The sequence below is a fragment of the Mesorhizobium sp. WSM4806 genome (assembly GCF_055811635.1).
The window spans coordinates 155,843-179,996 of record NZ_JBVVQZ010000014.1 but is presented as its reverse complement, the minus strand read 5'-3'; the positions used below and the strand labels follow the sequence as shown (position 1 = coordinate 179,996).

The 24,154-nt window shown below is 63.6% G+C and carries 22 protein-coding genes and 1 pseudogene; 22 read left to right on the top strand and 1 reads right to left on the bottom strand.

The features are described from left to right. Window positions 1-120 precede the first annotated feature (120 nt). The 7 genes from AC0L2M_RS21820 (at window position 121) to AC0L2M_RS21790 (ending at window position 8,375) form a co-directional block, all read left to right on the top strand. Window positions 121-1,395: a lytic murein transglycosylase gene (locus tag AC0L2M_RS21820; RefSeq protein WP_473535850.1), complete on the top strand. Its 1,275-nt coding sequence runs from the start codon at window positions 121-123 to the stop codon at window positions 1,393-1,395. 320 nt (window positions 1,396-1,715) lie between these two features. Further along, on the top strand, window positions 1,716-3,359 hold the full coding sequence (locus tag AC0L2M_RS21815; RefSeq protein WP_473535849.1) for an ABC transporter substrate-binding protein: 1,644 nt from the start codon (window positions 1,716-1,718) through the stop codon (window positions 3,357-3,359). Window positions 3,360-3,377: 18 nt separating this feature from the next. After that, window positions 3,378-4,445, top strand: coding sequence for an ABC transporter permease (locus AC0L2M_RS21810; protein WP_023802089.1), 1,068 nt, complete (start codon window positions 3,378-3,380; stop codon window positions 4,443-4,445). Continuing rightward, window positions 4,442-5,362, top strand: coding sequence for a nickel transporter permease (nikC, locus tag AC0L2M_RS21805; protein ID WP_473535848.1), 921 nt, complete (start codon window positions 4,442-4,444; stop codon window positions 5,360-5,362). Before AC0L2M_RS21810 ends, nikC begins: the two co-directional genes overlap by 4 nt. Beyond that, window positions 5,359-6,192, top strand: coding sequence for an ABC transporter ATP-binding protein (locus AC0L2M_RS21800; RefSeq protein ID WP_287068180.1), 834 nt, complete (start codon window positions 5,359-5,361; stop codon window positions 6,190-6,192). The genes nikC and AC0L2M_RS21800 overlap by 4 nt, the downstream gene beginning before the upstream one ends. Continuing rightward, window positions 6,189-6,938, top strand: coding sequence for an ABC transporter ATP-binding protein (locus AC0L2M_RS21795; protein ID WP_287068179.1), 750 nt, complete (start codon window positions 6,189-6,191; stop codon window positions 6,936-6,938). Before AC0L2M_RS21800 ends, AC0L2M_RS21795 begins: the two co-directional genes overlap by 4 nt. A 159-nt stretch (window positions 6,939-7,097) precedes the next feature. Next, window positions 7,098-8,375 (top strand): 4-aminobutyrate--2-oxoglutarate transaminase, encoded by a 1,278-nt coding sequence (locus tag AC0L2M_RS21790; protein WP_128247975.1) that lies wholly within the window; start codon window positions 7,098-7,100, stop codon window positions 8,373-8,375. A gap of 78 nt (window positions 8,376-8,453) precedes the next feature. Here AC0L2M_RS21790 and AC0L2M_RS21785 read toward each other — a convergent pair whose 3' ends face one another. After that, window positions 8,454-9,707, bottom strand: coding sequence for an NAD(P)/FAD-dependent oxidoreductase (locus tag AC0L2M_RS21785; RefSeq protein WP_287248476.1), 1,254 nt, complete (start codon window positions 9,705-9,707; stop codon window positions 8,454-8,456). Between the two features lie 471 nt (window positions 9,708-10,178). Between AC0L2M_RS21785 and AC0L2M_RS21780 the strand changes: the two genes are divergently transcribed. From AC0L2M_RS21780 to AC0L2M_RS21710, 15 genes and pseudogenes are all read left to right on the top strand, one after another. Next, window positions 10,179-11,471: an imelysin family protein gene (locus tag AC0L2M_RS21780; protein WP_473535874.1), complete on the top strand. Its 1,293-nt coding sequence runs from the start codon at window positions 10,179-10,181 to the stop codon at window positions 11,469-11,471. A gap of 98 nt (window positions 11,472-11,569) precedes the next feature. Then, window positions 11,570-11,881: a (2Fe-2S)-binding protein gene (locus AC0L2M_RS21775; protein ID WP_128174042.1), complete on the top strand. Its 312-nt coding sequence runs from the start codon at window positions 11,570-11,572 to the stop codon at window positions 11,879-11,881. Continuing rightward, window positions 11,847-12,332: a bacterioferritin gene (gene bfr, locus AC0L2M_RS21770; protein ID WP_023802097.1), complete on the top strand. Its 486-nt coding sequence runs from the start codon at window positions 11,847-11,849 to the stop codon at window positions 12,330-12,332. Before AC0L2M_RS21775 ends, bfr begins: the two co-directional genes overlap by 35 nt. A 12-nt stretch (window positions 12,333-12,344) precedes the next feature. After that, window positions 12,345-13,952: a di-heme oxidoreductase family protein gene (locus tag AC0L2M_RS21765; RefSeq protein ID WP_473535847.1), complete on the top strand. Its 1,608-nt coding sequence runs from the start codon at window positions 12,345-12,347 to the stop codon at window positions 13,950-13,952. Beyond that, on the top strand, window positions 13,952-15,031 hold the full coding sequence (locus AC0L2M_RS21760; RefSeq protein ID WP_023802099.1) for an imelysin family protein: 1,080 nt from the start codon (window positions 13,952-13,954) through the stop codon (window positions 15,029-15,031). Before AC0L2M_RS21765 ends, AC0L2M_RS21760 begins: the two co-directional genes overlap by 1 nt. A 2-nt stretch (window positions 15,032-15,033) precedes the next feature. Then, entirely contained in the window at window positions 15,034-16,140 is a 1,107-nt protein-coding gene (locus AC0L2M_RS21755; protein ID WP_473535873.1) for a DUF1513 domain-containing protein, read from the top strand. Between the two features lie 181 nt (window positions 16,141-16,321). Next, entirely contained in the window at window positions 16,322-17,011 is a 690-nt protein-coding gene (gene tsaB, locus AC0L2M_RS21750; protein WP_128169850.1) for a tRNA (adenosine(37)-N6)-threonylcarbamoyltransferase complex dimerization subunit type 1 TsaB, read from the top strand. After that, window positions 17,011-17,505, top strand: coding sequence for a ribosomal protein S18-alanine N-acetyltransferase (rimI, locus tag AC0L2M_RS21745; protein ID WP_023802102.1), 495 nt, complete (start codon window positions 17,011-17,013; stop codon window positions 17,503-17,505). Before tsaB ends, rimI begins: the two co-directional genes overlap by 1 nt. Window positions 17,506-17,648: 143 nt before the next feature. Next, window positions 17,649-18,449, top strand: coding sequence for a lyso-ornithine lipid O-acyltransferase (gene olsA / locus AC0L2M_RS21740; RefSeq protein WP_023802103.1), 801 nt, complete (start codon window positions 17,649-17,651; stop codon window positions 18,447-18,449). A 99-nt stretch (window positions 18,450-18,548) separates the two neighbouring features. Further along, a complete protein-coding gene (gene miaB, locus AC0L2M_RS21735) occupies window positions 18,549-19,970 on the top strand; it encodes a tRNA (N6-isopentenyl adenosine(37)-C2)-methylthiotransferase MiaB (RefSeq protein ID WP_473535846.1) in 1,422 nt (473 codons plus the stop codon). 83 nt (window positions 19,971-20,053) lie between these two features. Further along, window positions 20,054-21,046, top strand: a complete 993-nt coding sequence (locus tag AC0L2M_RS21730; RefSeq protein WP_287305617.1) for a PhoH family protein — start codon at window positions 20,054-20,056, stop codon at window positions 21,044-21,046. 12 nt (window positions 21,047-21,058) lie between these two features. Then, on the top strand, window positions 21,059-21,565 hold the full coding sequence (ybeY, locus tag AC0L2M_RS21725) for an rRNA maturation RNase YbeY (protein ID WP_091600007.1): 507 nt from the start codon (window positions 21,059-21,061) through the stop codon (window positions 21,563-21,565). 27 nt (window positions 21,566-21,592) lie between these two features. Continuing rightward, window positions 21,593-22,666: a hemolysin family protein gene (locus tag AC0L2M_RS21720; protein WP_023802107.1), complete on the top strand. Its 1,074-nt coding sequence runs from the start codon at window positions 21,593-21,595 to the stop codon at window positions 22,664-22,666. 17 nt (window positions 22,667-22,683) lie between these two features. Beyond that, window positions 22,684-23,144 (top strand): annotated as a pseudogene (locus AC0L2M_RS21715) (VOC family protein). A gap of 86 nt (window positions 23,145-23,230) precedes the next feature. Next, window positions 23,231-24,055, top strand: a complete 825-nt coding sequence (locus tag AC0L2M_RS21710) for an alpha/beta fold hydrolase (protein WP_473535845.1) — start codon at window positions 23,231-23,233, stop codon at window positions 24,053-24,055. The last annotated feature ends 99 nt before the right edge of the window (window positions 24,056-24,154 follow it).

Sequence of the window (24,154 nt, the reverse complement as noted above, 5' to 3'; positions counted from 1 at the left end):
CCTGCCGGACATCTCCCCCACGAGGGGGGAGATTGGCTGTCGCGCCTGTTTTCGCCAGTCTTCAATGTTGCAAGATTGGCGACAAAATCAAAGCTGCGAATCTCCCCCCAAGTGGGGGAGATGTCCGGCAGGACAGAGGGGGGCGCGACAGAACGCGGACTTTGCAGATTGGCTGCTTTTTTTCTCGCCGCACTGACTGCATTCCTCCTCGCCACCCCCGCCTCCGCCACAAAACTCGACACCCAGTTCCGTGCCTGGCTCAACAACGACCTCTGGCCCGAAGCCAACGCCAACGGCATCTTGAGAAAAACCTTCGACGCCGCCTTCGACGGCATCAAACCGAACCTCAAACTGCCCGACCTGGTAATGCCGGGCAAAAAGGCGACGACGCCGCAAAAGCAGCATCAGGCGGAGTTCGGTTCGCCCGGCGCCTATTTCGCCGAAAAGACGGTTCGCGCCGTGACCGCTGGTGGGCGCACCCGCAAGGCGGCCAATGCCAGGACCATTGCTGCGATCGAGAAGCGCTACGGCGTGCCGGGCGAGGTGCTGCTGGCAATCTGGGGCCGCGAGAGCGGCTTTGGCGCGGCGAAAATGCCTTACGACGCCTTCGAAGTGCTGGGGACCAAGGCCTTCATGGCGACCAGGAAGGATTTCTTCCGCACCGAGCTTATGGCAGCGCTCGAGATCGTCGAGCGCGGGCTGGCCCCGGTCGGCGCGATGAAATCGTCATGGGCCGGCGCACTCGGCCAGCCGCAGTTCATGCCGAGTTCGTTCCTCAAACATGCCGTCGACTTCGATGGCGACGGTCGGGTCGATATTTGGAACTCGGTGCCGGACACGCTGGCCTCGATCGCCAACTACCTCGTCCATTATGGCTGGGTGAAGGGCCGCGGCTGGGGTTTTGAGGTGACGGTGCCGGAAGCGGTCTCCTGTTCGCTCGAAGGCCCGGACCAGGGCAAGAGGATTTCCCAGTGGGCTGATCTGGGCATCAAGCGCATAGCGGCAAGACCGTTCCCGGCGCGCGAATTGAAGGCCGAAGGCTTTCTTCTGATGCCGGCCGGGCGCAGCGGTCCAGCCTTCATCGTCACGCCCAATTTCTACGTGCTGAAGCAATACAACACCAGCGATCTCTACGCCCTGTTCATCGGCCACGGCGCTGACCGCATCGCCAATGGCGACAGCAATTTTTCGGGGCGCTGGGGTGCGGTCGGCGGGCTCCACAGGTCCGACATCGCCACCTTGCAGCGGGCGCTGGAGGCCGAGGGCTACGATGTCGGCAGCGCCGACGGCCTGCCCGGTTTCAAGACGCGCCGGTCGATCGGCAAATGGCAGGCCAGGAACGGTCGCGCCGCCACCTGTTTTCCCGACGCCGACCTGGTCACCGCGTTGAAATAGGGCGACTGCGGGTGTCGATTCCGGCGGCGGCGTCTGGCTGATCCTGGCCCAACAAACAGCTTTGCAAATGCTCGTTGCCGCGCCTGAAACCGCCGGATATGGTGAGGCGGAACTGGATAAAAATCACCAGGACGACCGGTTCAGGGTCACCGTTCGATTAGAGCGCCGCGCGTCCGTTGGACGCGCAAAGGACGCTCTAAGACTTTGAACTACACATCGTGCTTTCCGAAAATCGATTCCGATTTTCGGGCCGATGTGTCAAGTGAATGCCAAACCCTGAGCCGGGAACTCAGGTCAACAAAAACAGGGAACAGTCAAAAATGATGATGGAAAAGTTTGCTCTACGCTCCCGCGTCCTGCTCGCCGGCGCAGCCATGTCCGCACTGCTTCTGGCCGGTGCGCCTGCCCTTGCGGTCACGCCGGCCGACACGCTGGTCGAGGGTTTCGCCATCGACGACATCATCTCGATGGATCCGGGCGAGGCCTTCGAGCTGTCGACCGCCGAGGTCACCGGCAACACCTACGACCTGCTTGTCCGCCTCGACTTGAGCGACACCTCCAAGGTCAAGGGCGATCTCGCCGAAAGCTGGACTGTCTCCGACGACGGATTGACCTACACTTTCAAGCTCAAGCCCGGCCTGAAATTTGCCTCGGGCAATCCGATCACCGCGGCTGATGTCGCCTATTCGTTCGAGCGCGCCATCAAGCTCGACAAGAGCCCGGCCTTCATCATCGGCCAGTTCGGCATCAATGGCGACAACGTCACCGAGAAGGCCAAGGCCGTCGATGACACGACGTTCCAGTTCACGGTCGACAAGGCCTATGCGCCGAGCTTCGTCCTGAACTGCCTGTCGGCAACGGTCGCGTCGGTCGTCGACGCCAAGCTGGTCAAGGAACATGCTGCCGCGGTGACGCCCAGCGCCGACGACAAATACGACAACGACTTCGGCAACGCCTGGCTGAAGACCGGCTATGCCGGCTCCGGCGCCTTCAAGCTGCGCGAATGGCGGGCCAACGAGGTCGTCGTCATGGAGCGCAACGACAATTACCACGGCGAAAAGGCCAAGCTCGCCCGCGTCATCTATCGCAACATGAAGGAAAGCTCGGGCCAGCGCCTGGCGCTGGAGGCCGGCGACATCGACGTTGCCCGCAATCTTGAGCCGAACGACCTCGACGCCATCGCCAAGAACGCCGATCTCACCACCACCAGCGCGCCGAAGGGCACGGTCTTCTACATCAGCCTCAATCAGAAGAACCCGAACCTCGCCAAGCCGGAGGTTCGCCAGGCCTTCAAATATCTCGTCGACTATGATGCCTTGAGCTCGACCATCCTCAAGGGCATCGGCGAGATCCACCAGACCTTCCTGCCAAAAGGCGTGCTTGGCGAGCTGGACGAAAATCCGTTCAAATTCGACCTCGCCAAGGCCAAGGAACTGCTCGCCAAGGCCGGCATGGCCGACGGCTTCAGCGTCACCATGGACGTACGCAACACCCAGCCGGTGACCGGCATGGCGGAATCGTTCCAGCAGACGCTCGGCCAGGCCGGCGTCAAGCTGGAGATCATTCCCGGCGACGGCAAGCAGACGCTGACCAAATACCGCGCCCGCAATCACGACATCTATATCGGCCAGTGGGGCCAGGATTATTTCGATCCGAACTCCAACGCCCAGACCTTCGCCAGCAACCCCGACAATTCGGATGAAGGCAAGACCAAGACGCTGGCCTGGCGCAACGCATGGGATATTCCGGACTTGACCAAGCAGACCGAAGCGGCCCTGCTCGAGAAGGATCCGGCCAAACGCGCCGCAATGTATCAGGATCTGCAGAGGAAGATTCTCGAAACCAGCCCTTTCATCATCGTTCACCAGCAGCTGGAAGTGGCCGGCCTGCGCAAGAACCTCAAGGGTTTTGCGCTCGGCCCGAGCTTCGACACCAATTTCGTCAGCCAGATCACCAAGGAATGATGCCGGCGGACGCGCCGCATGAGTACTGTTGAAAGCGAAGCGACCGCAGGGCGCGGCAGCGCCCGTGCTGTCGCTGTCGCCTCGTCGATCGCCCGTTTCCTGGTCATCGCGATAACCACCTATCTCGGACTTCTCGCGGTAACCTTCTTCATCGGCCGGGTCATCCCGATCGACCCGGTGCTGGCGGTGCTCGGCGACCGGGCGCCGGCCAATGTCGTCGAGCGCACCCGCCGCGAGATGGGGCTCGACCTGCCCCTGATCGAGCAGTTCTACATCTATGTGAAGAATGCCCTGAACGGCAATTTCGGCACCTCGGTGCTGACCACCAATCCTGTCATGACCGACATCCGCCGCGCCTTTCCGGCGACGATCGAGCTGGCGACGCTGGGAACGCTGATCGGTGCTTTGCTTGGTGTGCCGCTCGGCGTGCTGGCCGCGGTCCGGCGCGGCAGCATCATCGACCAGATCGTGCGGATCATCGGCTTGGTCGGCTACTCCGTGCCGATCTTCTGGCTGGGACTGCTGGCGCTCGTGCTGTTCTACGCCAGGCTGCAATGGGTGGCTTTTCCCGGCCGCCTCGATATCGTCTACGAATACACCTTCACCCCGATCACCGGCTTTTATCTCCTGGATGCGCTGTGGCAGCGACAGTGGGATGTGTTTCGCGATGCCTTCCGCCACATCATCCTGCCGGCCTCGCTGCTTGGCTATTTCTCGCTCGCCTATATCAGCCGGATGACGCGATCGTTCATGCTGAACGAGCTTGCCCAGGAATATATCGTCGCGGCGCGCGCCAAGGGCCTGTCGGAAACACGCATCATCTGGGGCCACGCGCTGCGCAACGCCGCCGTGCCGATGGTCACCGTGATCGCGCTCTCCTATGCCGGTCTGCTCGAAGGCTCGGTGCTCACCGAGACCGTGTTTTCCTGGCCGGGTATCGGCCTCTACATCACCAATTCCCTGCAGAACGCCGACATGAACGCCGTGCTCGGCGGCACCATCATCATCGGCTCGGTGTTCATCGGCATCAATCTCCTGTCCGACCTGCTCTACCGGGTGCTCGACCCAAGGACCAAGGTACGATGAGCGCTGAAGCAATCCAGAGCCGCCGCGACTGGCTGCTCAGCGAGCGGCCGGCGTCGCGCATGCAGGCCAGGCTCGGCCGCGCCTATGTCGCGTGGCGGCGCTTTTCAGCCAACCGGCTGGCGTTTCTCGGCCTGCTCATCATCATCGCTTTGCTGGTGGTCGCCGCCTTTGCCAATGTGCTGGCGCCCTATTCGCCGACATTCGGCGACCTCAAGGGCTCGCGGCTGCTGGCGCCAAGTGCCGAGCACTGGTTTGGCACTGACGACCTTGGCCGCGACATCCTTTCGCGCGTCATCTTCGGCTCGCGATGGACGCTTTACGTCGTCATTCTCGTCGCAGTCATCGCCGCTCCTATCGGCCTGCTGGTCGGCACCGTCGCCGGTTATGCCGGCGGCTGGATCGATGCGATCCTGATGCGTATCACCGACATCTTTCTCGCCTTTCCGAAGCTGATCCTGGCGCTGGCCTTCGTCGCCGCACTCGGCCCCGGCATCGAGAATGCGGTGCTCGCTATCGCCGTCACCTCATGGCCGCCCTACGCCCGTATCGCGCGTGCCGAAACGCTCACCTTGCGCAATTCGGATTACATCAAGGCGGTGCAATTGATGGGCGCCTCGCCGTTCCGCATCGTGCTGCGCCACATCATGCCGCTCTGCATCTCCTCGCTGATCGTCAGGGTGACGCTCGACATGGCCGGCATCATCCTGACCGCCGCCGGTCTCGGCTTCCTCGGCCTCGGCGCGCAACCGCCGCTGCCGGAATGGGGCGCGATGATCGCGTCGGGCCGCCGCTTCGTGCTCGACCAATGGTGGGTGGCCGGTGCACCGGGCTTTGCCATCCTCTTCGTCAGCCTCGGCTTCAACCTGCTCGGCGACGGCCTGCGCGACGCGCTCGACCCCCGCAGTGGTGACCAATGAGCACGCTTCTCGAGGTCGACGATCTGCGCGTCACCTTCCCGACGCGCACCGGCCGGATCGAGGCGGTGCGCGGCGTCTCCTTCTCGCTCGGCCGCGAACGGCTCGGCATCGTCGGCGAGAGCGGTTCCGGCAAGTCGCAGACCGGCCGCGCCATCATGGGCCTGACCCCGCCGCAGGCCGAGGTCACGGCCAGGAAACTTGCCTTCGACGGCACCGACCTGCTCGCGGCCTCGCCCCGCGACCGCCGGGCGCTGCGCGGCAAGCGCATCGCCATGATCCTCCAGGATCCAAAATACTCGCTCGACCCGGTGATGAGCATCGGCCGCCAGATTGTCGAGACGCTGCGCACGCATGAGAAGGTCGGCAAGGCGGAGGCCCGCGACCGGGCGCTCGCCATGCTGGAGGCGGTGCAGATCCGCGATCCCGCCCGTGTCTTCGACCTGCATCCGCACGAGGTGTCGGGCGGCATGGGCCAGCGCGCCATGATCGCCATGATGCTGATTGCCGGGCCGGAGATGATGATCGCCGACGAGCCGACCTCGGCGCTCGACGTCACCGTTCAGCTCGACGTGCTCGGCATCCTCGACAGGCTGGTCAGCGAGCGCGGCATGGGCCTGATCTTCATCTCGCACGATCTGCGCCTGGTCTCGTCGTTCTGCGACCGGGTGATCGTCATGTATGCCGGCAGGGTGGTCGAGCAGCTCAAGGCGTCGGAGCTCGGCCGCGCCCAGCATCCCTACACGCGCGGCCTGCTCAACTGCATGCCCAAGATCGGCGCCGACCGTCACCCGCTGCCGGTGCTCGACCGCAAGCCGGAGTGGGCGGCATGACGGCAGCACTTTCTGTCGACCGGCTGGAGGTGGTCTTCGACCGCTTTCGCGCGCTGAAGGGTGTCAGCCTCGAAGTGCAATCCGGCGAATCCTTCGGCCTGGTCGGCGAATCCGGCTCCGGCAAATCGACGCTGCTGCGGGCGATCGCCGGCCTCGCGCCGGCCGCTTCGGGCAGCATCACCGTCAACGGAAAAAAACTCGGCAAGCGCCGCGACAAGGCCTTCTATCGCGAGGTGCAGATGGTCTTCCAGGACCCCTACGGCTCGCTGCATCCGCGCCAAACCGTCGACCGACTGCTGCAGGAGCCGCTCGCCATCCACGGCTTTGCCGATGGCGAGAAACGCATCCAGCGGGCGCTCGACGAGGTCGGGCTCGGCACCGGCTTCCGCTTCCGCTATTCGCATCAATTGTCGGGTGGCCAGCGCCAGCGGGTGGCGATTGCGCGGGCGCTGATCCTCGAACCGGCGATCCTGCTGCTCGACGAGCCGACCTCGGCGCTCGACGCTTCCGTGCAGGCGGAGGTGCTCAACCTGTTGGAAGACATCCGGCGGCGGCGCAAGCTGACCTTCCTGATGGTCAGCCACGACCTCGCCATCATCACCCATATGTGCGAGCGGCTGATGGTGATGCAGAACGGCGAGGCGGTCGAGCATCTCACCGCTGATGACCTCGTCGAGCGCCGCGTCAGCAAGGATTATACGCGCAATTTGCTCAGGGCGAGCGACGGGTTTGTGCGGACTGCGTGAGTCAAATCAGCTGTCCGCGTCGCGAAGGAATGCGACCTTAGCGGCGGCAGGCCCAATGACCCGGCGACGGTGCCAACTTGAGGAAAACATGAAATAACGCCAGAACAAATCTGAACCACCACCAACCGAGAACGGGCGCCGGCCCGGTGAGGGAACATCATGAAGAACTCAGCCATCTCCGAACGCAAGAACCAGTCGATCTCGCGCGGCGTCGGCATGACCACGCAGATTTATGCCGACCGCGCCGAGAACTCGGAAATCTGGGATGTCGAGGGCCGTCGCTACATCGATTTCTCGTCCGGCATCGCCGTCGTCAACACCGGCCACCGCCATCCCAAGGTGATCGAGGCGGTCAAGGCGCAGCTCGACCGCTTCACCCATACCTGCCACCAGGTGGTGCCCTATGAGAGCTATGTCAGGCTGGCCGAACGGCTGAACGGCTTGCTGCCGGGCAAATTCGACAAGAAGACGATTTTCGTCACCACCGGTGCCGAAGCGGTGGAGAACGCCATCAAGATCGCCCGCAACGCAACCGGCCGTCCGGCGGTCATTGCCTTTGCCGGCGGCTTCCATGGCCGCACCTTCATGGGCATGGCGCTGACCGGCAAGGTTGTGCCCTACAAGGTCGGCTTCGGCGCCATGCCGGCCGATGTTTTCCACGCGCCGTTCCCGGTGGCGCTGCATGGGATCACGGTCGCCGATTCGCTGGCCGCGCTCGACCGGCTGTTCAAGGCCGATGTCGATCCGGCCCGCGTCGCCGCCATCATCGTCGAGCCGGTGCAGGGCGAGGGCGGATTTTACGAGGCGCCGCGCGACTTCATGACGGCGCTGCGCAAGATCTGCGACCAGCACGGCATGCTGTTGATCGCCGACGAGGTGCAGACCGGTTTTGCCCGCACCGGAAAGATGTTCGCCATGGATCATCACGAGGTGGCGCCCGACATCACCACCATGGCCAAAAGCCTTGCCGGCGGCTTCCCGCTGTCGGCGGTCACCGGCCGCGCCGAGATTATGGATGCGCCCAGCCCCGGCGGGCTCGGCGGCACCTATGGCGGCAGCCCGATCGGCGTTGCCGCGGCGCATGCCGTGCTCGACGTGATCGAAGAGGAAAAGCTCTGCGACCGCGCCAACACGCTGGGCAACCGGCTGAAGCAGCGGCTGCAATCGATCCGCGACGACACGCCGGAGATCGTCGATATCAGAGGCCCGGGCTTCATGAACGCTGTCGAGTTCAACGATGTGAAGAAGGGCCTGCCGTCGGCCGAGATCGCCAATGCGGTCCGGCTGAAGGCGCTCGACAAGGGCCTGATCCTGCTCACCTGCGGCGTCTACGGCAACGTCATCCGCTTCCTCGCGCCAATCACCATCCAGGACGGCGTCATGAACGAAGCGCTCGACATCCTGGAAAGCTCGATCCGCGAGGTCCGCGCCGCCTGAGCGGATCTTTCTTCCCTTGTTGTGGGAGAAGGGAAGGATCAGCGCAGAAAACCGCCGTTCGCCGGCATCAACACATCCTTATTCGGCGGCGCGGACGGGCTCTACCTGCTGGAAAGCGGCGAGCGCCGCCTTCAATCCGTCCGGTCCCGTCGCAACCGTCTGCGGCGTCGGCGAAAAGCCGGCGCCGAGCATCTTGCGGCCAAGCATGTGGTCGCCAGGCCGGTTGACCGATTCGATGCCGAGCAGACGATTCCCAGCATAGTGGTAGATGGAGAACCGGTTCTCGTTGACGTCGCCCAGCACGACATGGCTGTCGCCGCCCGAAATCAGGCCGACCATCTGCAGCTTGATGTCACCGATATCGGACCAGAACCACGGCACCGCCGCAAAGGCGTCCGCATGGCCGACAACGGTGCGTGCTGCAAGACGCGCCTGGTCGGTCGCATTCTGCACCGATTCCAGCCGCACATCGCCGCCGGTGAGCCAGTGCCGGTAGGAGGCGGCATCGCCGATGGCGAGGATTTCGGGCACCGACGTGCGCATCTGCTGGTCGACGCGGATGCCGTTGGCGATAGTGATGCCGGCGGCTTGCGCCAGTTCGACATTCGGCACGACGCCGATGCCGATGATGACCATCTGCGCCGGCAGCCGCTCGCCGGATGCGGTGATTGCCGCCGAGACATGGCCGTTCTCGGCTTCGAGCCGTGCAATCGTGGTGCCGCTGAGAATGCGCACGCCGGTCGCTTCCAGCCGCTGCCGCACATGGCGCGCGATGATCGGCGCCACCGCCCGGCCGAGCAGCCGGTCGACCGCCTCGACCACGATGACCTTGCGGCCGGCCGCTGTGAGCGTCGCGGCGATCTCCAGCCCGATGAAGCCGCCGCCGAGGATGACGACATCCTCGCTCTGCGCGCTCAATTCGCGGATCAGGCGCGCGTCGGCGAGTGAGCGCAGCGACACCACGCCCGAAAAATCCGAACCCGGCAGCGACAGCATGCGCGGCCGCGAACCGGTCGCCAGGATCAGCCGGTCGAACGGCAGTGTGCCGCCATCCGATAGCTCCAGCCTGCGGCCGCCGGCATCGATGCGATCGATGCGGACGCCCGGCCGGTAGTCGATCGCGCTGCCGGTATAAAAAGCCTCGCCGCGCAGCGGCTGCGGTCTGGCCTCCTGATCCTTGATGAAGGTCTTCGACAGCGGCGGCTTGTGGTAGGGCAGTTCGTCCTCATCGCTGATGAGGATCACGGGTTCGTCGTAGCCGTCCTCGCGCAGGCTGGCGGCCGCTTGCACGCCCGCATGACCCGCACCGACAATGACCACACCGTTTTTCATCGCAGCCCCAATTCCTCGTCTCTCCTAGGCGTTATCAAAGTCTAGGACGTCTCGCCAAGTGGCGATTGTCTGACGCCGCCGCAAGACCACCCTTGCGGGTCGCACCCGGAATGGCGGTCTGTCAATCGTTCGTTCGACGGCGGCGCGGCAAATACGGCTAAAGTTGATACTTGCAGTTTAGAATAATTCTAAACTGTTGTTTCAATTGGCTTTTCTGTCTGAAATTGGTTGACTTCCGGCACCTTCATCGCTTTATGGAAGCGTGCGCGTCAAGTGCATCCCTTTGATGTCTGGGCCTTGAACCCTTTCGATTGGAGGCATTTCGATGTCTTTCTTCCGCAAACCGCGCTATGCCGCGGCCTGTATCTCGCTCAATGGCATGGACCTGCCTTGGCGCCGATTGCCTGCCGTCGCGCCTTTGGCGCCGGCATTTTCACTGAATTCCCGAGGGAGATGACAATCATGAGAGCGATGATCACGGCGCGATATGGCAGCAGGCTTGCAGCGATCGGCGCCACGGTGGCCTTGACGGCGGCGATATTCGTGCTGCCGGCCAAGGCGGAAACCGATGCCAAGGCGGTCATCAAGACCTATTCCGATATTGCGCTCGCCAAATATGAGGATTCGCTGACCGCGGCGCAGGCGCTCGGCAAGGCCGTCGACGCGCTGCTCGCCAAGCCTTCGGTGGAAACGCTCACCGCCGCCCGCGAGGCCTGGAAAGCGTCGCGCGTTCCCTATCAGCAAACCGAAGTCTATCGCTTCGGCAACGCCATCGTCGACGACTGGGAAGGCAAGGTGAACGCCTGGCCGCTGGACGAAGGCCTGATCGATTATGTCGCCGAGAACTACGGCACCGAGTCGGACGCGAATGCGCTGTATACCGCCAATGTGATCGCCAACAAGTCGATCGAGATCGACGGCAAGAAGATCGACGCCACCAATCTTACTCCCGAGTTCCTCTCCGGCACGCTGCAGGAGGCCGGCCGCATCGAGGCCAATGTGGCGACCGGTTATCACGCCATCGAATTCCTGCTGTGGGGCCAGGACCTGCACGGCACCGGCCCGGGCGCTGGCGAACGGCCCTATACCGACTACGACCTCGCCAACTGCACCGGCGGCAATTGCGATCGTCGCGCGCAGTACCTGAAGTCGGCGAGCGAGCTTCTGGTTTCCGATCTGCAGGACATGGTCAACGACTGGAAGGAAGGCGGCGCCGCGCGCAAGAACCTTGTCGATGGCGAGCCGAAAGCCGGCATCTCGACCATCCTCACCGGCATGGGCTCGCTGTCCTACGGCGAACTCGCCGGCGAGCGCATGAAGCTCGGCCTGCTGCTGCACGACCCGGAAGAGGAGCATGACTGCTTCTCCGACAACACCTACGATTCCCATCTCTACGATGCCGTCGGCATTCACGCCGCCTATAAGGGCAACTACACCCGCCTCGACGGCACCGTCGTCGAAGGACCGTCGGTATCCGACATGGTCAAGGAGGCCGATCCGGCGGTCGACAAGGAACTGTCGGACAAGCTGGATGTCACCGTCGCCAAGATGGAAGCCATCAAGGCGCGAGCGCTTGGCGGCGAGGCCTATGACCAGCAGATCGGCGAAGGCAATACGCAAGGCAACGCCACCGTGCAGGCGGCGATCGACGCGCTGGTCGACCAGACCAAGTCGATCGAACGCGCCGTCGGCACCCTGAAACTCAATGCCATAGCCTTCGAGGGCTCGGACAGCCTCGATGCGCCGGACAAGGTGTTTCAGTAAGGCGTCGATGCCCGGAGCCCGAACCGAAAGTCCAGGCTCCACCAAGAAAATAAGCCACATGGCGCCGAGCACGCGCCGTCAGCCACACAGAGCAAATAATGCTGATCTGCCATTGCAACATCATCACCGAGAAGGAGATTGAGCAGACGATCGTCGGGCTGCTGGATCAGGATCCCTGGCAGCTTATCGTGCCGGCGAAGATCTATCATGCCATGCAGAAGCGTGGTCGCTGTTGCGGCTGCTTCCCAAATGTGGTCGAAACGATCATTCGGGTAACCGAAACTTACCACGCCCGCTCGGAGGCGAGCGGCGTGGACGTCGTTTCACACCTGGATCGCGTCAGAGGCCTGCGCGTCCAATACGGGAGCAGAACCCATGAAAGGCGAACAACAGATCATAGAGCGGCTTAACGAAGCTCTGTTTCTGGAACTTGGAGCAGTCAATCAGTACTGGGTGCATTTCCGGCTGCTGGAGGACTGGGGATACGCCAAGCTGGCAAAGAAGGAACGCGCGGAATCGATCGAGGAGATGCACCATGCCGACCGGCTCGTGGCCCGCATCATCTTCCTTGAAGGCCATCCGAACCTGCAGTCGGTAGCGCCGCTGCGCATCGGACAGAATGTCAAGGAAGTGCTCGAATCGGATCTTGCCGGCGAGTATGACGCGCGCACTGCCTACAAACGGTCGCGCGAGATTTGTGACGAAGCAGGTGACTATGTGACGATGAAGCTGTTCGAGGATTTGTTGTCCGACGAGGAAGGTCACATCGACTTCCTCGAGACGCAACTCGACCTGCTCGCCTCGATCGGCGAGGAAAAATACGGCCAGCTCAACGCCGCATCGGCCGACGAGGCGGATTAGGGACATGCGGGAATGCGGCGCCGCTTAGACTACTTGCGCCGCTTGCGGCGGGCCGAGGATTGCGGCCTGCCGTCCCAGCACAACCCGCGATACGGCTGGCTTCGCCGGCTTTCGCCTGCCGTAGTGGTCGCGCTGACCGCCTCGGCGCTGGCCGGCGCGCCCGAACCGGCGGGTCTCGCCACCAGCCGTTCCGATCTGACGCCGAAGGATCTGGCGCGCGTCATTGCCATCGCCAGGCCGACCAGGGATTTCTCCAAGCCCGAGCAGTTCGAGCCGATGCAGGGCGGCGCCGGCACGTCGCGGAAAGGCGCCAACAAGGACGCTTTCTCGCAATCTTCCGCCAATATCACTTTCGAGGAACAAGGCACCTTCAAGCTCGGCAATGCTCTTTTCCGCAAGAACTGGGTGTCGTCGCCCTCGTCGACGCAGGCATCGGACGGGCTTGGTCCGCTGTTCAACGAGCGGGCGTGCCAGAATTGCCATCTGAAGGACGGTCGCGGTCATCCGCCGCAAGCCGACAGCGGCACCACCTCGATGTTCCTGCGGCTGGCGCGGCAGGCGAGCACCGAGGAGGAGAAAGCAGCGCTCGCCGCCCGCAAGGTGCTCAACTTCCCTGATCCGGTCTACGGCTCGCAATTGCAGGAACTGGCCGTTCCGGGCCTTCGCGGCGAAGGCAGGATGCGCGTCGTCTACCAGGAGCAAAAAGTCACGCTGCCGGACGGCACCGTGGTTTGGCTGCGCAAGCCGAGCTATTCGGTCGATGATCTTGCCAACGGGCCGCTCGATCCGCACACCACGCTTTCGCCGCGCTTGACGCCGCCGATGATCGGCCTCGGCCTGGTCGAGCAAATCGCGCCGGCCGACATTCTCGCCAGTGCCGATCCGGACGATCGCAACAGTGACGGCATCTCCGGAAAGCCCAATATTGTGCGCGACGGCCACAGAGGCGAGCCGACGCTCGGCCGCTTTGGCTGGAAGGCGCAGACCCCTTCGATCCGCCAGCAAGCGGCGGACGCATTTGCCGGCGACATCGGCATTTCGACGCCGGAAGTGCCGAACCACTGGGGCGATTGCACCGCGGCCGAAAAGAACTGCCTTGCCATGGCCAACGGCGTCCAGAAGCGCCTCGGCCCGGTCGAGGCGCCGCCGCCGGTCATGGACCTGGTCACCTTCTATTCGCAAAACCTCGCCGTGCCGGCGCGGCGCGATCTCGACAAGCCCGATGTGCTGGCCGGCAAGAAGCTGTTCTACGACATGGGCTGCATTTCCTGCCATACGCCGAAATTCGTCACCCGCCGCGGCACGCCCAACAAGGCACAGGCCTTCCAGCTGATCTGGCCCTATTCCGATTTTCTGCTGCACGACTTGGGGCCGGGCCTCGCCGACGGGCAAGCGGTGGGCGATGCCAGCGGGAGCGAATGGCGCACGCCGCCGCTGTGGGGCATCGGTCTTACCCAGACCGTCAACGGCAACAACTTCTTCCTGCACGACGGGCGGGCGCGCACGCTGACTGAGGCGATCCTGTGGCATGGCGGCGAGGGGCAGAAGGCGCGCGACCGCTTTGCCGCCGCCGCCGCGCCCGATCGCGCCGCATTGGTCAAATTCCTGGAGTCGTTGTGATGTCGAAGCGTCTGGCGTTTGTCCTGGTTCTCCCGCTGGTCCTCGCCGGCGCATTGCCGGCGTCCGCAGCGGTGAAGGCTTCCGACGTGATCCAGCGAGCAATCGACGGCTTTGTCCGCCCGGCCTATGCACGCCTGCAAGACCATGCCGACAGCCTGAGCAAGGCAGTGCGCACGCTGTGCGACGCGCCTTCGCAGGACCATCTCGATGCGGCGCGCGCCGAATTCTCCGGCACCGTGGATGCCTGGTCGGTCGTCGAGATCATCCGCATCGGACCGATCACGCAGAACAACCGGCTGGAACGCATGCTGTTTTGGCCGGACCGCAAGAGCATCGGCCTGAGGCAGGTGCAGGCGGCGTTGGCCAGTAAAGACCGGACCGCCGCCGATCCGGCCCATCTGGCGACAAAGAGCGTTGCCATGCAAGGGCTCGGCGCGCTGGAATTCGTGCTTTACGGCGATGGCGCCGAGCGGCTCGCCGGCAAGGACGATCCCTATCGCTGCGCTTACGGCGCGGCCGTCGCCGGCAACATCGAAACGATTGTCGCCGAGGTCAGCGACGCCTGGAACAAGCCGGACGGCTTTGCAGCACTTTGGGCCAATCCGGGGCCGCAAAACGCACTCTACCGCGACGGCACGGAAGCGGTGACCGAATTGGTCGGCGTCTTCATCAACGAACTGGAGATGGTCCGTGACGTGCGCCTGAAAGGTTTTCTGGGCAGTAGCCCGCAGGCCGACAAGCCGAAACAGGCGATCTACTGGCGTTCACAAAACACCGCGCGTTCGCTGACCGGAAATCTTTCGGGCATGGACGCTCTGTTCCAGGCTTCGCAGCTTGGCGACGCGCTGTCGCCCGATGCGCGCTGGATGGCGGAATCGATCCACATCCAACTCGTCAACGGCGCCGCCGACGCCACCGCCATCAGAGGCCCGATCGACAAGGCGCTTGCCGATCCGGCGCTGCGCCAGAAGCTCGACCACTTCTCGCTTGTGACATCCAGCCTGTCGACCCTCATCGGCACCAGGCTAACCGCCGAATTCGGCCTGACCGCCGGGTTCTCGTCGCTCGACGGAGACTGATTCTGAAAACGTCGCTGATCGACCGCCGCGACTTCCTGAGGGCTGCCGGGGCAGGCTTTGTTGCCGCGATGGCGCCGTCGGCATGGGCGAAGACGCTTGCCGCCGACGCCGTCTTCGCCACCGCTTTCGTCAAGCGCGACGGCAGCTATGGCGCGGCGATCCTGTCCGAGGCCGGCAAGGTGCTGCATGCCATCGACCTGCCCGCCCGCGGTCACGACGTCACCTTCGATCCGCTGTCGAAACGCTCGGTGGTCTTTGCCAGGCAGCCCGGCACTTTCGCGGTCGTGTTCGACCATACCGGCCGCGACGAGCCGCTGACCATTGCCAGCATCAGTGGCCGGCATTTCTTCGGCCACGGCGTGTTTTCGACCGACGGTGCGCTGCTCTACGCCACCGAGAACGATTTCGACAATGCCGCCGGCGTGGTCGGCGTCTATGACGCGCGTGCGAAATTCAAGCGCGTTGGCGAGTTCCCGACCTATGGCATGGGTCCGCACGAGCTGCTGCTGCTCGGCGATGGCAGGACGATTGCCGTCGCCAATGGTGGCATCGAGACGCATCCCGATTATGGCCGCGCCGAGCTCAACATCGCGACGATGAAGCCATCTTATGTGCTGGTCGACCGCCTTACCGGCGACCTTGTCGAAAAGCACGAATTGCCGCCGGCGCTGCACCAGCTTTCGATCCGGCATATGGATACCGACAAATCCGGCGCGGTCTGGTTCGGCTGCCAGTACAGGGGGCCGGGCGGCGATCGTCCGTTGCTGGTCGGCCGCGCCGCGCGCGGCAAGGCTCTGCAACTGCTCGACATGCCGCAGGACGTGCTGTCCGGCTTCAGGAATTACATCGGCTCGGTCGCCGCCAACCCTGCTGCCGGTACCGTCGCGGTGTCCTCGCCGGAAGGCAACTCGCTTGCCATCATCGATGCGGCCAGCGGCCAGATCGTCGCCACCAGCGCACTGGCCGAGGTCTGCGGCGTGGCGCCCGACGGGGCGAGCTTCATGGCGACGACCGGCACGGGGCAGATAGCCCAAGCCGGCGGCGCGACACGGTCCGAGCCGGACTATGTCTGGGACAATCACATGCTGCGCATCGACCAGGCCGCATAGTGCGGCACTGGTTCATTGACGGTTTTGGTCGCCGAGAGTTACCTCCTTTTGGGCGAGGTCGAAGCGAAGCCGCCAAACGATTTATGCATTATCCCCTTGCAGGGACGAGCCATGGCAGGCACAGGGAAATTGTCTTTCGAACCCCCTGTGCCCCAAGCGGGCGCTGCCAACCGGCCGTCTCATGAAGTTGCTTGCCATCGATTGTGCCGCCAATCTCTGCGCCGCCTGTGTCTACGACGCGGCGGCCGGGAAGGAACTCGGCCGCTCGGTGCTCGATCTCGGCAAGGGCCATGCCGAACATCTGATGGCTGTGATCGAAGAGGCGTTGACGACCGGCGGCACCGACTATGCCGGTCTTGGCGCCATCGCTGTCTCCACCGGCCCGGGCTCCTTCACCGGCCTGCGCGTCGGCGTCTCGGCGGCGCGGGGCCTGGCGCTGGCGCTGAAAATCCCGGCAATCGGGGTGACGACGCTGGAAGCGCTGGCGGCGCAGGCGAAAGAGACATTTCCCGGCCGCGCCGTGCTGGCCGCGCTCGACGCCGGCCGCGAGGAGATCCATGCAGCGCTTTACGACGAAGCATCCGTTTTGATTTATGGTCCCGCGGTGGCCACGCTTTCGCAAGCCGCCGCCATGGCGGTTGACGGGTTTCCGGTTCTGGCCGGCACCGCGGCCACGCAAATTGCTGCATCGGCCGGGCGCGCCTTCGACGTCGGCCCGACAAGCGCCACTACGGATATCGCAATCTATGCCCGGCTGGCCGCTACCAAGGGTGAAGGCGAAAAGCCGAAACCGCTTTATCTGCGCGGAGCTGACGCCAAGCCGCAGGCCGGGTTTATCCTGTCCAGGAAGAAAGCCGGGAAGAAAAACTGATGCGCATTCCTTTCCTCCAGCCGCGCCGCAGGGACTTTGCGCTCGAGCCGCTGACGGTCGCCGACAGTGCGGCCCTGTCGGTGCTGCATCGCGAGGATTTCGTCCGGCCGTGGAGTGATGACGAATTCGCCGCGCTGATCGAGCAGGACACGGTGTTCGGCTATGCCGCGCGCGAGACCGGCCAGGGTGCCAAGCCGCCGGTCGGTTTCGTGCTGGCGCGCCTGGCGGCCGGCGAAGGCGAGGTCCTGACTGTCGCGGTGGCGCGCTCCCATCGCCGCCAGGGCCTTGGCTGGCAACTGATGGATGCGGTGCTGCGCGAACTGCATGCGCAACGCGCCGAGGCGCTTTTCCTCGAGGTCGACGAGACCAACGTCGCCGCGATCGCGCTCTATCGGCGGCTGGGATTCCGCGAGGTCGGCAAACGTGCCAACTACTACAGATCGCCCGAGCACGGCCCGACCGGAGCGCTTGTCATGCGCCGCGATCTTCGCTAGCGCATCGGCCCGCAAATCGGAACCGATTCTCGGAAAGCACGATGCGCAGGTTGAGATGCGCAGATTAAAAAGCGCTAGAGCGTGCTTGGACGTCCAGTTGGACGCGTCGCTCTAGCCAGAACTCGGGACAGGGCCAAGAGCGAATGATCGGAAAAATCAGGATTTTCCTGGCGCTGGGCCTCGTTGTCGCAGGCTCGTTGATCCTCGTGCCGTTGCAGATCCTGTCGATGAAGACCGGCCTGTGGCGCGAGACGTTCATCCTGAAGATCTGGCACCGGCTCATCATCCGGGCGCTCGGCATGCGCATCCACGTCAAGGGGACCTTGTCCAATCAGCGCCCGTTACTGGTTGCGTCGAACCACGTTTCATGGACCGACATCATGGTGCTGGGGTCGATGGCCGACGTGACGTTCATCGCCAGGGCCGACATGGCCGGCTGGCCGTTGATCGGCATGTTGTCGAAGCTGCAGCGCACCGTTTTCATCGAGCGCGAGCGCAAACGTTCGTCGGGCGACCAGGCGAGCGAGATTGCCAGCCGCATGGCCAAGGGCGACGCCATGGTGCTGTTTGCCGAAGGTTCGACCAGCGACGGCAACATGATCTTGCCGTTCAAGAGCACGCTGTTCGGCGCCGCCTCGATGGCGATTTCGGAAGGGGCGGCCGAAACGGTCTTCATCCAGCCGGTGGCGATCGTCTATACGCGCCTGCACGGCGTGCCGCTCGGCCGCAGGCACCGGCCGATTGCCGCCTGGATCGGCGACGAGGATTTGATGCCGCATCTCAAGGTGCTGATGGCGGAGGGCGGGCTCGACGTCGAAGTGCATTTCGGCGAGCCGGTCGCCTTCTCCAAGGGCTCCAGGCGCAAGGAAACGGCCAGGCTGATGGAAAGTCAGGTGCGTGATATGGTGCAGGCGGCGCTCGCCGATCCGCGCCCGAGCCGGTAAGCCGGAAAAGCTCCAGCGCTTTGCGCGTCCAAAGGAGGCGCGGCGCTGTAAGGCAGAATCGTCTGTTTTTTGTCGGGGAAAGGCGTTAGAAGCCGCCAGATGGAATTGAACGCGATCGAACGGGACGACATCGATACTGCGACCGAAACTGCGGTCGCGCCGCCTGCCGCGAGCCGGAAGGTCTTCGTCAAGACCTATGGCTGCCAGATGAACGTCTACGATTCGCAGCGCATGACCGACGCGCTGGCCGCCAACGGCTATACTGCGACGGATGCGATCGGCGAGGCCGATCTGGTGCTGCTCAACACCTGCCATATCCGCGAGAAAGCCGCCGAAAAGGTCTATTCCGAACTCGGCCGCATTCGTGAGATGAAGGCCGAACGGGCTCGGGCCGGCCGCGAGATGCTGGTCGGCGTCGCCGGCTGCGTGGCGCAGGCCGAGGGCTCCGAGATCATCCGCCGCTCGCCTTGTGTCGATCTGGTCATCGGCCCGCAGACCTATCATCGGCTGCCCGACGTGCTGGCACGGGTGCGCGGCGGCGAAAAGATCGTCGAGACGGACTACGCCATCGAAGACAAGTTCGAGCATCTGCCGCAGCCGAAGCGCGCCGAGATCATCAGGCGCGGCGTCACCGCGTTCCTGACGGTGCAGGAAGGCTGCGACAAGTTCTGCACCTTCTGCGTGGTGCCCTATACCAGAGGCTCGGAAGTGTCGCGGCCGGTGGCGCAGATCGTCGCCGAGGCCGAGCGGCTTGCGCAAGCCGGCGTGCGCGAGGTGACGCTGCTTGGACAGAACGTCAATGCCTGGCACGGCGAAGGCGAAGCCAAAGGGGGCAAGACCGAGGAATGGGGTCTTGGCCGCCTGCTGTTCCGGCTGGCCGAGATTCCCGGGCTGGCGCGGTTGCGCTACACCACCAGCCACCCGCGCGACATGGACGACGAATTGATCGCCGCTCACCGTGACTTGCCGGCGCTGATGCCCTATCTGCATTTGCCTGTGCAATCCGGCTCCGACCGCATCCTCAAGGCGATGAACCGCAGGCATACGGCAAAAGATTATTTGACGCTGCTCGACCGGATCCGCGCCGCACGGAGCGATATCGCGCTTTCGGGCGACTTCATTGTCGGCTTCCCCGGCGAGACGGATGCGGATTTCGAGGCGACGATGGACCTTGTCCACCAGGTGAACTATGCCTCGGCCTTCTCGTTCAAATATTCGCCGCGCCCCGGCACGCCGGGCGCGGAAATGGCCGATCATGTGCCGGAAGCGGTCAAGGACGAGCGCCTGCAGCGACTGCAGGCGCTGTTGCTGACCCAGCAGCAGGAGTTCGGCGCCAGCCTGGTCGGCAGCACCATCGACACGCTGATCGAGAAGCCGGGCCGCCAGGCTGGCCAGAAGGTCGGCCGCTCACCGTGGCTGCAGCCGGTTATTGTTGATGAAAAGTCCGGCGAAATCGGTGAGATTATCCAGGTACGAATCACGAAGACGGGTTACAACAGCCTGTTCGCCGAATTGGCCTGAAGGTCTCGGCAGATGAGGAGAGACGGTTGAGCGCTGCGGAAGTGAAGAACCTGCCCCAGAACCTACCATCGGGGGCTTCGGATATGGCGCACATCGTTCTGACTTTCGACAACAACAAGCTTGCCAGCGCCCTTTATGGCCAGTTCGACGAGAATCTGGCCAGGCTCGAGCAGAAGCTTGGCGTCGATATCCGCTCGCGCGGCAACCAGCTGACCATCAAGGGCTCCGCCTCGGCCGCCGAGCAGGCGCGCCGCGCCCTGGATAATCTCTACGGCATTCTCCAGAAAGGCGCTGACATCGGCCAGTCGGACGTCGACGGCGCCGTGCGCATGGCGATCGCCGCCGACGACCAGCTGACGCTGCCGACGCTGGAGCGCAAGGGCAAGGTGTCAGCCGCCCAGATATCGACGCGCAAGAAGACGATCTATGCCCGCTCGCTCAACCAGGACGCCTATATGCGCGCGCTGGAGCGATCCGAGCTCGTCTTCGGCATCGGCCCGGCTGGCACTGGAAAAACCTTCCTGGCGGTGGCGCATGCGGCGATGCTGCTCGAACGTGGCATGGTCGAGCGCATCGTGCTGTCGCGGCCTGCCGTCGAGGCCGGCGAGCGGCTCGGCTTCCTGCCCGGCGACATGAAGGAGAAGGTCGATCCCTATCTGCGGCCGCTCTATGACGCGCTTTACGAGATGATGCCGGCCGACAAGGTCGAGCGGGCGATTGCCGCCGAGGTGATCGAGATCGCGCCGCTGGCCTTCATGCGCGGCCGCACGCTGGCGCACTCCGCCGTCATCCTCGACGAGGCGCAGAACACCACGCCGATGCAGATGAAGATGTTCCTGACCCGTCTCGGCGAGAATTCGCGCATGATCGTCACCGGCGATCCGACCCAGATCGACCTGCCGCAAAACACCAAATCCGGTCTGGTCGAGGCGCTCAGGATCCTCGACGGCGTCACCGGCATGGTGACGGTGCGCTTCAACGAAGGCGACGTCGTCAGGCATCCGCTGGTCGCCGAGATCGTCAAGGCCTACGACCGCGACGGCAAGCTGGCCCGGGGCCTGGGCGCCGAAGGCTGAAGATGCAGCCTTATGGCTGAGGACAAAAAATCTGTAGGCGGGGATCTTCCGGTCCCCGTCGACATCGATATAGCAGTCGAAGCGGGCGACTGGCCCGATGAGGCCGCGCTGACGCGGCTGGTCGATCGCGCCGTTGCCGCCGCGTTTGCCGAAACCGGCGCGGCCGGCCGTTCCGAGCTCAGCATCGTTTTTTCTGACGATGCCCACATCCGCAGTCTAAATGCGGGATGGCGCGGCAAGGACAAACCGACCAACGTCCTGTCTTTCCCGGCTTTTCCGCTCGCCAAGGGCCGTCCGCTGCCGCCCATGCTCGGCGACATTGTGCTGGCCGCCGAGACGGTCGCGCGGGAAGCCGCACTGGAAGACAAGCCTGTCGACAACCATATCACCCATCTCGTCATCCATGGCCTGCTGCATTTGCTGGGCTACGATCACGAGACCGACGCCGAGGCCGAAGAAATGGAAGCCGTCGAACGCGCAGCACTTGCAAGGCTTGCCATTCCCGATCCCTACGCGTAACTAAAAAGATCAAATGACCGGACGACGATGAACGACAAACCAGAGACTGCCGCCCACCCAGACGCCGGCAGTGCGACCAAGCCATCCGAACAGACGGAAGAGGACTCTAGTCCGAGTACCACGACCGGCAGCTTCGCCAGCGAGCCATCGCCTGCCGGTCCTTCCCTGTTCGATCGCGTGCTCGGCCTGTTCAGGCAGCGCAACGGCACCAGCCTGCGCGAGGAGATCGCCGACGCGCTTGCCGAAACGGCGAGCGATGCCGGCGCCTTTTCGCCCGGCGAACGGGCCATGCTCAACAACATTCTGCGCCTGCGCGAGGTTCGCGTCGAGGATGTCATGGTGCCGCGCGCCGACATCGAGGCGGTCGAGATCACGACGAACCTGGGCGATCTTCTGGGACTGTTCGAGCAGTCCGGCCATTCCCGCATGCCGGTCTATTCGGAGACGCTCGACGACCCGCGTGGCATGGTCCACATCCGGGACGTGCTCGCTCACATCACCAAGCTGGCCCGCGTCAGAAAGAGCAGGACGACCAGGAAAGCCGCCCCTGCCACGCTTCTCGATCTCGCCAAGGTCGATCTCACGCGCACCATCGGCGACCTGACCCTGATCCGCCCGGTGCTTTTCGTGCCGCCGTCGATGCTCGCCTCCGACCTGATGGGGCGCATGCAGGCGATGCGCACCCAGATGGCGCTGGTCATCGACGAATATGGCGGCACCGATGGTCTGGTCTCGCTCGAGGATATCGTCGAGATGGTGGTCGGCGACATCGAGGACGAGCACGACGAGGACGAGCCGATGATCACCCAGACCGGCGAGGGCGTGTTCGTTGTCGACGGCAAGGCCGAGATCGACGATGTCGCCAAGATGATCGGCGAGGATTTTGCCGCCGGCGAGCATGGCGAATATGTCGACACGATCGGCGGCATGATCTTCAACACGCTTGGCCGGGTCCCTGCACGCGGCGAAGTGGTGCAGGCCATCCCCGGCTTCGAATTCCATGTGCTCGACGCCGATCCACGCCGCGTCAAGCGTGTGCGCATCGTGGAGACCCAGAAAAGCGAGCGCCGGCGGCGCGCCGTCCGCGCCGAGCAGGCTTGAAAGACGCCGCTCGCCCGATGATGGTCGACGATCCGTTCAAGCGCTCAACCTTGGGCTCCGGCATATTCTACAGGAATCCGCGCGCCGCCTTGATCTGGCTTGAAAAGGCTTTCGGCTTCGAGCCGAGCATGGTGGTCAGCGACGCTGATGACAGGCTCGTCCATTCCGAGATGCGGTTCGGTGACGGCTATATGATCGTCGATTCCGAATGGGCCGACCATGTAGCCAGTCCCGCGTCGGTCGCCGGCAAGAACACGCAGTCGGTTTATGTGCGCCTCAAGGACGGCCTACGGCGGGAGCCGAGATCGTCCAGGAGCCGGCTGACCAGTTTTACGGTGAACGGCAGTACAGGGCGCGCGATCCTGAAGGTCACGTCTGGACATTTTCCCAGACCGCACGCTTTGTTCCACGCGAGGAGGCTGAACGGCTGGGCGATCTGCAGATTGAAGGCTGGCACCGACTAGAATCCTCGGGCTGAATTTCAGCAATGGGTCGGAAGCGGTCTCGAACTACATGGTTTGCGAACCAATTCGGACGCTGTCCTGAGTACTAGGAGAATGTCTGATGTCGTGGAAACTCGAGGAGACCGTGGAAACATCCGCGGGCGCTGTGGCAGCGGGTCAATTTGGTCGTGGACCCGCGCTTGTGCTGGCTCACGGCTGGCCGTGGTCTTCGTTCTCATGGCATCGGATTATTCCAGATCTTGCAAGGCGGTATCGTGTCCACTGGTACGATATGCCCGGATACGGGCGATCCGACAAAGGCGCGGAGCAGCGCACCTCACTCGATGTGCAAGGAGAAGTATTCGCCGAGATGCTCGCGCATTGGGACCTTGAGCAGCCCACCGTTGTTGCCCATGATTTCGGCGGAGCGACGACGCTACGGGCGCATTTGCTGCATGGCTGCGACTTCGAGCGGTATGTCCTGATGAATGTCGTTGCCATGCGCCCTTGGGGATCGGAGTTCTTCGATCATGTCGGCCGCCATGTGGATGCCTTTCTGGGCCTGCCGCCGCATATCCACAGAGCGCTCGTGGAAGCATACATCAAGGGGGCGATCGTAAATGACATCGCGCCCGGAGATTTCGAGAAACTTGTCGAGCCGTGGCTTGCCGAGGAGGGACGAGGAAGCTTCTATCGGCAATTCGCGCAAGCCGACGAAAAATATACCGCCGAAGTCGAGCCGCTGTTCGGTGATATCAGGTGTCCGGTAAAGATAATTTGGGGCAACGACGATCCATGGATCCCGCTGGAGCGAGGCCAAGCGCTTCATGCGCTGATCCCGCAGGCATCGTTCGAAACATTACCTGGCGTCGGTCACTTGCCTCAGCTCGAAGCCCCGGATCTCGTGCTGGAGCGGCTGAACGCATTTCTATCACGCGCATTATAGTGATACACCGGCACGTGCGGTCTGCGCGACAATTCACATGCGACACTTATCTTGCCGGCGTCAGTCGCCCCACCTATCCAGCAGACCTAATCCGGCAGT

What these genes read in the sequence shown, in the direction of transcription:
- AC0L2M_RS21730 (WP_287305617.1), top strand. Translation starts at nt 20,054, where the DNA reads ATGGCGCACATCGTTCTGACTTTCGACAACAACAAGCTTGCCAGCGCC.
- AC0L2M_RS21790 (WP_128247975.1), top strand. Translation starts at nt 7,098, where the DNA reads ATGAAGAACTCAGCCATCTCCGAACGCAAGAACCAGTCGATCTCGCGC.
- AC0L2M_RS21820 (WP_473535850.1), top strand. Translation starts at nt 121, where the DNA reads ATGTCCGGCAGGACAGAGGGGGGCGCGACAGAACGCGGACTTTGCAGA.
- bfr (WP_023802097.1), top strand. Translation starts at nt 11,847, where the DNA reads ATGAAAGGCGAACAACAGATCATAGAGCGGCTTAACGAAGCTCTGTTT.
- AC0L2M_RS21795 (WP_287068179.1), top strand. Translation starts at nt 6,189, where the DNA reads ATGACGGCAGCACTTTCTGTCGACCGGCTGGAGGTGGTCTTCGACCGC.
- AC0L2M_RS21785 (WP_287248476.1), bottom strand. Translation starts at nt 9,707, where the DNA reads ATGAAAAACGGTGTGGTCATTGTCGGTGCGGGTCATGCGGGCGTGCAA.
- tsaB (WP_128169850.1), top strand. Translation starts at nt 16,322, where the DNA reads ATGAAGTTGCTTGCCATCGATTGTGCCGCCAATCTCTGCGCCGCCTGT.
- miaB (WP_473535846.1), top strand. Translation starts at nt 18,549, where the DNA reads ATGGAATTGAACGCGATCGAACGGGACGACATCGATACTGCGACCGAA.
- AC0L2M_RS21775 (WP_128174042.1), top strand. Translation starts at nt 11,570, where the DNA reads ATGCTGATCTGCCATTGCAACATCATCACCGAGAAGGAGATTGAGCAG.
- AC0L2M_RS21760 (WP_023802099.1), top strand. Translation starts at nt 13,952, where the DNA reads ATGTCGAAGCGTCTGGCGTTTGTCCTGGTTCTCCCGCTGGTCCTCGCC.
- rimI (WP_023802102.1), top strand. Translation starts at nt 17,011, where the DNA reads ATGCGCATTCCTTTCCTCCAGCCGCGCCGCAGGGACTTTGCGCTCGAG.
- AC0L2M_RS21810 (WP_023802089.1), top strand. Translation starts at nt 3,378, where the DNA reads ATGAGTACTGTTGAAAGCGAAGCGACCGCAGGGCGCGGCAGCGCCCGT.
- AC0L2M_RS21815 (WP_473535849.1), top strand. Translation starts at nt 1,716, where the DNA reads ATGATGATGGAAAAGTTTGCTCTACGCTCCCGCGTCCTGCTCGCCGGC.
- AC0L2M_RS21765 (WP_473535847.1), top strand. Translation starts at nt 12,345, where the DNA reads ATGCGGCGCCGCTTAGACTACTTGCGCCGCTTGCGGCGGGCCGAGGAT.
- AC0L2M_RS21800 (WP_287068180.1), top strand. Translation starts at nt 5,359, where the DNA reads ATGAGCACGCTTCTCGAGGTCGACGATCTGCGCGTCACCTTCCCGACG.
- AC0L2M_RS21710 (WP_473535845.1), top strand. Translation starts at nt 23,231, where the DNA reads ATGTCGTGGAAACTCGAGGAGACCGTGGAAACATCCGCGGGCGCTGTG.
- AC0L2M_RS21720 (WP_023802107.1), top strand. Translation starts at nt 21,593, where the DNA reads ATGAACGACAAACCAGAGACTGCCGCCCACCCAGACGCCGGCAGTGCG.
- AC0L2M_RS21780 (WP_473535874.1), top strand. Translation starts at nt 10,179, where the DNA reads ATGATCACGGCGCGATATGGCAGCAGGCTTGCAGCGATCGGCGCCACG.
- nikC (WP_473535848.1), top strand. Translation starts at nt 4,442, where the DNA reads ATGAGCGCTGAAGCAATCCAGAGCCGCCGCGACTGGCTGCTCAGCGAG.
- olsA (WP_023802103.1), top strand. Translation starts at nt 17,649, where the DNA reads ATGATCGGAAAAATCAGGATTTTCCTGGCGCTGGGCCTCGTTGTCGCA.
- ybeY (WP_091600007.1), top strand. Translation starts at nt 21,059, where the DNA reads ATGGCTGAGGACAAAAAATCTGTAGGCGGGGATCTTCCGGTCCCCGTC.